Here is a 7,826-nt window from a genome sequence, read left to right as displayed (position 1 = left end):
AATCAATCGGCTTCGCCGCAAATTTTGAGCGATTTGTCAAGTGTTTTTAAAAAAAGTGGGTGATTTTTTTGAGATAGGGTCTGAAAGCCTTATAAAATCAGGGCTGAAGATTCCGAGAAGTTATGTAATCTATGAAAGGAGGGCAGATCAATGATAAAACTTTATATTTTTAACCTGGATGAATTTCTGTGCCTTGCAGACCATTGCAGCGGGCCGGTGATTCTTTGGACTGACGGCGGTAAGCCTCTGGATATATGGAACAGCCGCATGATCCAGAAAGGTTTATATCAGGAATACAGAAAAAGCGGCGGCCCTCTGTGCCTCCGTCTGACGATTCCGGATGTAAAAGACTACTTTCGCCTGGTGAACTTCTCTATCGGAGATATGTAAACAGATATTTCATTCAATGAGTTTTTTACCACTATTTCCGTCGCGCTTTAAAATGCGCTCCTACAATAGTGGTAAAAAACTATTGTTAGATGGATACTTATCCGGTAGAAATTACGTCCATTTTCTGCTTAATGCAGCGCAATTCTTATGGTTGCAAACAGGCAGACAGAGCACAGCGCGATCACGACAAGGCTCCCTGAAATAACACTCAGAAACTGATTCCTCCAAACTTTTTTAAAGCTCTCCCTGACGGTCAGTCCGCTCTCCCGGGTTGTCTTATACAGTATAAACCCAAGGAGCAGGATATACCAGATGTTCTGAAGCATGATTTCTGCCGCAATGAGCAGGGTGAGATTGACAACTGCATAGGAAGCATCCATGTGTAATTTCTTCTGCATAAACGTCATGAGGTATGCGATAAACGGATTGATCATAGACACCAGAAACATCACCGCAAGCTTAGGGTCCTCCCCGATCGCGGCTGAGACTGAGCCTCCCACTCTGGCCGCTCCCATGGAAAGGTACGCAAGGCACACGAACGGTGTCAGGCAAAGGAGGACCCTGGCGATATTGTAATACCTGTCTAATCTGCTGCTTTTTACATTCATCATCTTTATCCCTGCTTTCTTAATTCAACCTACTACAGTAAACTCTCAAAATCGTCCCGGACGCCTGCTACTTTCAGGCCGATAATAACCTGGAATGACTTTCCATTCACAGAGCAGCCATGGGCTCCTATGGATTTAAAATAAGGGTCGTCCTTACAAAGCTTTTCATCTTTTACATTGACCCTGAGCCTGGTTGCACAGTTTGTCACATCTTCTATGTTATCCTTTCCTCCCAGGCCTTCAAGGATCAGCTGCGCAAACTCTATTTTCTGGTCCTGCTTAGAACCTTTCTTCTCCCTGAACTCTTTCTTGGAACCAAATTTAATCTCATCATCATCTTCCCGACCCGGTGTCTTGAAATCAAATTTCTGAATCAGAAATTTAAATACCACAAAATAAATTCCGGTAAATACAAGGCCGATGACCAGCAGGAGCAGATACTGTTTCCAGTGATTTCCCATCAGCGGTATCCAGTTTAAAGAAGCCATTTCGATCGCTCCGCCGGAGTGGATTCCTACGATTCCTGCCAGATACATGGTAGTGGATAAGGTGGCCGCCAGCAGTGCGTGGACTACAAAGAGTACAGGCGCCACGAACAGGAAGGTAAACTCGATCGGCTCTGTCACGCCGCAGAAAATCGCGGTCAGTGTGATCGGAATTAGCAGACCCAGGATCTTCTTTTTCTTCTCTTTCTTCGCAGTTGAGTAAAAAGCCAGTGCGATCCCCGGACATCCGAAGATTTTTGAGAACCCAGTGGATGTGAATCCGGCCATAGGAACCAACGATTTTAAAGATGCACCGGACGCTGCGATCTCAGGCAGCTTGGTTGCCCAGTAGGCATAAAGTCCTCCGGGTACCACCACATTGTCGTAATAAAACGGTGAATATAAGATATGGTGCAGGCCAAAAGGAATCAGGGCTTTCTCTAAAAAGACGAAGACCCATATTCCGAGAGCTCCCGCTCCTTTGACAAATCCCTGGAATGCAAACATGCCAATCTGGATTTTGGGCCATAATAATGCTGCGAGGACTGCCACCGGAATCATCACGAAAAATCCGACCATGAATACGAAGGTGGAGCCGCTGAACGTACCCAGCCATTCCGGAAGTTCTGTGTCAAAGAAACGGTTATGTAAGTAAATGACGATTCCCGCGATAGCGAGTGCGCCCATCATACCCATATCCAGGGTTTTTATATTTGCGATCATTGTGAGACCGCTTGTGCCGCCGACTTCCTGTGCGAAGTCAACCCCGAAGACTCCTCCCCACTGGGAAAGGATCGTGCTCAGGAAATAGTGAAATGTGAGATATAAAACCAAAGCTTCCATACAGCACCGGGCATTCTGTTTTTTCGCCATGCCAATTGGAAGTCCGACAACAAACAGGAGAGGGAGCTGGTTAAATACGGTCCAGCCGCCCTGTAATATCACATTCCAGCATTTGTACCACATGCTGGACGGAGCGGCAAGACTGCCCATAATAGTCTCTGTGGTAAACAGGGTTCCGATCCCTATGACAATTCCCGCGAAGGCGAACAAGAGAACCGGAGTAAACATCGCCCCGCCGAATTTTTGAATTTTCTGCATCATAATTTTTCATCCTTTCTTCGTCAACTGGACTCAAAGCCCGGCGCCTGGGTATTGAGCACAACACATCAGACGGAATCTTCTGGTCTTTACTGTGTTGTTATTTTCAACAAATCCATCCTAACAGACCTTGAAAATGTAATCAATATATACAAAGGCTTTAGGGAGAGGGGCTATCAAACAATGAAGCTGCACAATTCCTGTGAAATTTCCCAGGAGGAATATATTCCCGTGTCTCTTTGCATCAGTTTTATTCTTGATATGCGTTGTCAAGATCAATATATTGTGTTAATATAATTTTTAGCATCCTACATATAGTTGAAAGGTGAACAATTCATATGAAAAACATAACAAGAGCACAGGGCTCCGAAAACGCTGTCATCGTAAGGCAGACGATACTGGAAGCATTCCGGACAGATGAATTTCCGATTGGAAACCTTCTTAAATCCATACAAAATGAGTTTCTGCAGAAAGAATATGACTTAAATATCCTGAACGAGAAGTTTCAGAGTTTTCTGAAGGAAAATATGGAGGATCATGAGAAACTCCTTCTGCTTGTAAAGGCGGCCGCCGAGCTCACTTCCCAGGAGGCTCCCAAATGGGAGAATATTGCCGCAAGGCTCAAGATCCTGGAGTTCGAATCTGTGGTTAAAAACAATTTAGAAGAATACCATATCCGGAATTTCTGTGATAAAATTATATTTTTGAGTCAGCAGAATTTATATGGAGATTATATCCTGAAACATTACTCTAAAGATGAGATCCGTTTGTTTTCATCCTGGATCCGGCCGGAGCGAAACAACCTGTTTCACTATTCCGGCCTGGAACTTCTGCTCAGCCGGTATGTGATTCGGGACCGGCAGGGGAATCCTCTGGAGACTCCCCAGGAAATGTTCATGGGCATCGCCATGCATCTGGCGATGAAGGAAACAGAAGACAGAAATCAGTGGGTCAAACGTTTTTATGATATGTTAAGCCTCCTTCAAGTCACCATGGCCACTCCGACTCTTTCCAATGCCAGAAAACCTTACCATCAGCTCTCTTCCTGTTTCATTGACACGGTTCCGGACAGCCTGGACGGAATATACCGAAGCATTGACAGCTTTTCCAAAGTAAGCAAATTTGGAGGAGGCATGGGCCTTTACTTCGGAAAAGTGAGGGCCAGCGGAAGCTCGATCCGGGGATTTGAGGGAGCTGCGGGAGGTGTGATCCGCTGGATACGGCTTGCAAATGATACGGCTGTGGCCGTAGACCAGCTTGGAATGCGGCAGGGTGCCGTGGCCGTTTACCTGGACGTCTGGCACAAAGACCTTCCCGAATTTCTGAGTCTCCGGACAAACAACGGAGATGAACGAATGAAAGCCCACGACGTGTTCCCTGCAGTCTGCTATCCCGACTATTTCTGGGAACAGGCAAGAGATAATATTGAAGGCAGCTGGTACCTGATGTGCCCCCACGACATACTCACAGTCAAAGGCTATGCACTGGAAGACTGCTATGGAACGGAGTGGACAGAAAAATATCTGGACTGTGTCCGGGATGACAGAATCAGTAAGCGTGTGATCCCCATCAAAGATATCGTGAGGATGATTATCAAAAGTGCAGCAGAGACCGGAACGCCATTTACATTCAACCGGGATCATGTCAACCGTGCAAATCCCAACCCACACAAGGGTATCATCTACTGCAGCAACCTCTGTACCGAGATCGCCCAGAATATGAGCGCCTCCGTACAGACAGAACAGAGAATTGAAATTATCGGTGGTGAGGAAGTCGTTGTGAACGTCACAAAACCAGGAGACTTTGTAGTCTGCAATCTGGCAAGCCTCTCCCTCGGGAATCTCTGTGTCACCGATTACGAGCAGCTGTCCTATGTCACAGAAAGTGCAGTGAGGGCCCTGGACAATGTAATCGACCTGAACTTTTTTCCTGTGCCTTATGCCGAGATCAACAGCAGAAGATACCGCCCCGTAGGCCTCGGAGTCAGCGGTTATCACCACATGCTGGCAAAGCATAAAATACAATGGGAGAGCGAAGAACATTTAAAATTCGCAGAAAGAGTATTTTCCGATATCCATTATGCCGCACTGGAAGCCAGTTCAAAAATTTCCGAAGAAAAAGGATATTATCCGTATTTCCCGGGCAGTGACTGGCAGACCGGGGAATATTTCAGAAAGCGGGGTCTCACAAAAGGACGCTGGAAAGTACTTGAGGACCGGATCAAAAAACACGGGCTGCGCAACGGCTATCTGCTTGCCGCAGCACCTACAAGCAGCACCAGCATTATCGCCGGGACCACGGCAGGCCTGGATCCTGTCATGAACCGGTACTTTCTGGAAGAGAAGAAATATGGGCTGATCCCAAGAGTTGCCCCTGAACTGTCCATGGAGACGTTCTGGTATTATAAAAATGCCCACTATATTGACCAGACCTGGTCTGTGAGAGCATGCGGTGTCCGTCAGAGACACATCGACCAGGCACAGAGCATGAATCTGTATATCACCAATGAATACACGTTCCGAAAAGTCCTGGACCTATATATCCTGGCATGGGAACAGGGAGTAAAAACAATTTATTACATGCGGTCCAAAAGCCTTGAAGTTGAAGATTGCGAAGTTTGTTCTTCTTAACTACAGAAAGAGAGAGAATCAATGACAGAACTTACAAAAAAACCTCTGTTTAATCCTTACGGTGACACGGATGTCCGAAAGCGCAGGATGATCAACGGAAATACAACAAACCTGAATGATTTTAATAATATGAAATACCCCTGGGTCAGCATCTGGTACCGCCAGGCTATGAATAATTTCTGGATACCTGAAGAGATCAATCTGGGGACAGACATCAAAGATTATAAGCAGCTTGCGGGGCCTGAGCGCCGGGCATATGATAAGATCCTTTCTTTTCTTATCTTCCTGGACAGCATCCAGACGGCAAACCTTCCGAATATCAGTGAATATATCACGGCCAATGAGGTCAATCTGTGCCTGTCGATCCAGGCATTCCAGGAGGCAGTCCACAGCCAGAGTTACAGCTATATGCTGGATACGATCTGCGAGCCTCAGGAAAGAAATGATATCCTGTATCAGTGGAAAGACGATCCTCATCTGCTGGAGAGAAATCAATTCATCGGTGACCTTTATAATGATTTTCAGACCAATAAAAATGCAGAAACTTTCGTAAAAACACTTGTTGCCAACTACATCTTAGAAGGCATTTACTTCTACAGCGGATTTATGTTTTTTTATAATCTCGGAAGAAATCACCGTATGCCGGGTTCTGTACAGGAAATCCGGTATATCAACAGGGACGAAAATACTCATTTGTGGCTGTTTAAAAATATTCTGCTGGAATTAAAAAAAGAAGAGCCCTCCCTGTTCAATGCTGACTGTATCAATGACTATCGCCGGATGATCAAAAAGGGTTGTGAACAGGAGATACGCTGGGGACACTATGTAATCGGCGATGAGATCCAGGGGCTTAAAAAGGAAATGGTGCAGGAATATATCAGGTACCTGGGAAATCTGAGATGCCAAAATCTCGGCTTTGAACCCATTTATCCCGGTAATGAAACTGAACCGGAGTCCATGTCCTGGGTCGGACAGTTCTCCAACGCCAACATGATTAAAACAGACTTTTTTGAGGCAAAAAGCACTGCGTATGCAAAAAGTACCGCCTTAATAGATGATCTGTAAGAATGCAGATCCGGCAGTCATTATGGCTGCCGGATCTTTGATTTACCGTTTACTCATTTTTCTTTTTTACCGGAACCCAAACTCATATCCTGAGTTTGGCAGCCATTCGGTTCCAATCCTCTTTTCCAGCTGCTGGATCGATTCCGGCATGGTACCTTCTCCTTCAAAGATTGCCCAGGTGGCAGCCGATCCGTCTTCAGCGGCTTTTGTCTACAGTCCCGGCACCATTTGAAAGTTTTTTTCCACATCCTTATGCATCGGCGCAGACGGCCCTATAATACGAAAGCTCTCTTTTGTCTCAATTCTGTTTTTCCGGCGATACCGTCTGCAATCAATTTTCCTAGCTTTTTCATATCATTTCCCAGTTCACAGTCTCCCTTGTTATCACAGAAAAAACTTTCCACGAGAATCGCCGGCGGTTTTGTTCCGTTCAGAAAATAGAGGTGGTCATCTTTTTTCGCTCCCCTGTCTCTGAATACTCCGGCCAGCTTTTTCTGAACTCTCTGTGCATACGAAAAGAGGAGCAAGCCCACTTCAACGCCCCAACCCCTCACTCTTTGAGGGGCTTGACAACTTTGCGTGCCAGATGCGATTTGCCGCAGGCAAATAATTTCCTTTGTCCAGACAATAGTTCTGCAGTCAATCACTCACCCGGGTGAGTGAATCACTGATCCTATGTAACCTATTTTTCATACCTGTTGATCTGGTTTGCACTAATGACCACATCGCCCTTGCCGACCTTTATTCCCTTGGCTTCCAGGAGCTCAGATACCGTGCACACTTCAAATCCCTTTGCCTTCAGCTGAGGAAGAACCTTTTCCACTGCCGCCACCGAAGGTTTATGGATATCATGCATCAATACGATGTCTCCGTCCTTGGCCTGCTTTAAAATCGTGTTGACCGTGGCATTTGTATTCAGTGTCTTCCAATCCAGCGTATCGATGCTCCATAAAATCAGAGGAGCATCAACATTGGCTTTCACCGTGTCATTGATAGCACCGTAAGGAGGTCTAAGCTGTCCCACATCTGCTCCTGTCACCTTGGAGATGGCAGCGTTCATCTTCTGCATCTGCAGCCGGACTCCGGAAGTCCCGATCTTTGTGAGCTGAGGATGATTCCATGAATGTCCTGCCACTTCATTTCCTGAATCCATGACTTCCTTTACCAGTTCCGGATACAGGTTGGCATTCTGTCCCAGCATAAAAAATGTTGCTCTCGCATCATTTTTGTCTAAAGCCTTGACAATCCTGTCCGTATTCTCTCTGGCCGGACCGTCATCAAAAGAAAATGCGATCAGCTTCTTCGTTTTATCAATTTTTCTCGGAACATAGAGCGACTCCTTTAATTCGTCTCCTGTTCCTTTGTCCATGACACCTTCATTGGCCTTCGCAGTCATTTCTCCAATCCCGTCATTTACACTTGTGTATTTTGTCTTTCCGGAACGGACAAACCAGATACTCCCGGCTATGACTACAGCCAGTAAAAGAATCCATCCGGCAATACCGGCTTTGTTCCATTTCCTTCTTGTTCTCCTTCTTCTGCTCATT

At 45.9% G+C, this 7,826-nt stretch carries 7 protein-coding genes and 1 pseudogene; 3 read left to right on the top strand and 5 right to left on the bottom strand.

Annotated elements, in window-relative coordinates; all coding sequences use genetic code 11:
• The first annotated feature begins 150 nt into the window (after positions 1 to 150).
• Positions 151 to 390 (top strand): class II histocompatibility antigen beta chain family protein, encoded by a 240-nt coding sequence (locus QGT46_RS12310; protein ID WP_148459924.1) that lies wholly within the window; start codon positions 151 to 153, stop codon positions 388 to 390.
• Between the two features lie 128 nt (positions 391 to 518).
• On the opposite strand, the gene QGT46_RS12305 is transcribed toward QGT46_RS12310, so the two are convergent.
• Together QGT46_RS12305 and QGT46_RS12300 are read right to left on the bottom strand one after the other, a co-directional pair.
• On the bottom strand, positions 519 to 1,001 hold the full coding sequence (locus QGT46_RS12305) for a hypothetical protein (protein WP_148459923.1): 483 nt from the start codon (positions 999 to 1,001) through the stop codon (positions 519 to 521).
• Between the two features lie 29 nt (positions 1,002 to 1,030).
• Positions 1,031 to 2,587 carry an alpha-glucoside-specific PTS transporter subunit IIBC gene (locus tag QGT46_RS12300; RefSeq protein WP_148459922.1) on the bottom strand — a complete coding sequence of 519 codons (1,557 nt, stop codon included), beginning with the start codon at positions 2,585 to 2,587 and terminating at the stop codon, positions 1,031 to 1,033.
• Between the two features lie 335 nt (positions 2,588 to 2,922).
• Here QGT46_RS12300 and QGT46_RS12295 point away from each other — a divergent pair, with 335 nt between their 5' ends.
• Positions 2,923 to 5,214 (top strand): ribonucleoside-diphosphate reductase subunit alpha, encoded by a 2,292-nt coding sequence (locus tag QGT46_RS12295; RefSeq protein ID WP_148459920.1) that lies wholly within the window; start codon positions 2,923 to 2,925, stop codon positions 5,212 to 5,214.
• A gap of 21 nt (positions 5,215 to 5,235) precedes the next feature.
• The gene (locus tag QGT46_RS12290) at positions 5,236 to 6,279 is read left to right on the top strand and encodes a ribonucleotide-diphosphate reductase subunit beta (protein WP_148459919.1); all 1,044 of its coding nucleotides are present in this window, start codon (positions 5,236 to 5,238) and stop codon (positions 6,277 to 6,279) included.
• A gap of 75 nt (positions 6,280 to 6,354) precedes the next feature.
• Here the strand turns inward: QGT46_RS12290 and QGT46_RS17335 are convergent.
• The 3 genes and pseudogenes from QGT46_RS17335 to QGT46_RS12275 form a co-directional block, all read right to left on the bottom strand.
• Positions 6,355 to 6,585 (bottom strand): annotated as a pseudogene (locus QGT46_RS17335) (GyrI-like domain-containing protein); the annotation flags it as partial.
• Positions 6,552 to 6,812 carry an N-acetylmuramoyl-L-alanine amidase gene (locus tag QGT46_RS12280; RefSeq protein ID WP_301591037.1) on the bottom strand — a complete coding sequence of 87 codons (261 nt, stop codon included), beginning with the start codon at positions 6,810 to 6,812 and terminating at the stop codon, positions 6,552 to 6,554. The pseudogene QGT46_RS17335 and the gene QGT46_RS12280, both read right to left, overlap by 34 nt.
• Before the next feature lie 149 nt (positions 6,813 to 6,961).
• Positions 6,962 to 7,825 (bottom strand): polysaccharide deacetylase family protein, encoded by an 864-nt coding sequence (locus tag QGT46_RS12275; protein WP_024729257.1) that lies wholly within the window; start codon positions 7,823 to 7,825, stop codon positions 6,962 to 6,964.
• Position 7,826 lies beyond the last annotated feature (1 nt).

This window comes from Anaerostipes faecis (assembly GCF_910574135.1).
In the GTDB taxonomy this organism is placed as follows: Bacteria; Bacillota; Clostridia; order Lachnospirales; family Lachnospiraceae; genus Anaerostipes; species Anaerostipes hominis.
Note: the sequence above shows the minus strand (reverse complement) of the source record. Positions and strands in the feature narration are given on the sequence as shown.

Excerpts from the sequence above, each read along its gene's own strand:
- QGT46_RS12310 (WP_148459924.1), top strand. The coding sequence starts at position 151 with ATGATAAAACTTTATATTTTTAACCTGGATGAATTTCTGTGCCTTGCA.
- QGT46_RS12305 (WP_148459923.1), bottom strand. The coding sequence starts at position 1,001 with ATGATGAATGTAAAAAGCAGCAGATTAGACAGGTATTACAATATCGCC.
- QGT46_RS12300 (WP_148459922.1), bottom strand. The coding sequence starts at position 2,587 with ATGATGCAGAAAATTCAAAAATTCGGCGGGGCGATGTTTACTCCGGTT.
- QGT46_RS12295 (WP_148459920.1), top strand. The coding sequence starts at position 2,923 with ATGAAAAACATAACAAGAGCACAGGGCTCCGAAAACGCTGTCATCGTA.
- QGT46_RS12290 (WP_148459919.1), top strand. The coding sequence starts at position 5,236 with ATGACAGAACTTACAAAAAAACCTCTGTTTAATCCTTACGGTGACACG.
- QGT46_RS12275 (WP_024729257.1), bottom strand. The coding sequence starts at position 7,825 with ATGAGCAGAAGAAGGAGAACAAGAAGGAAATGGAACAAAGCCGGTATT.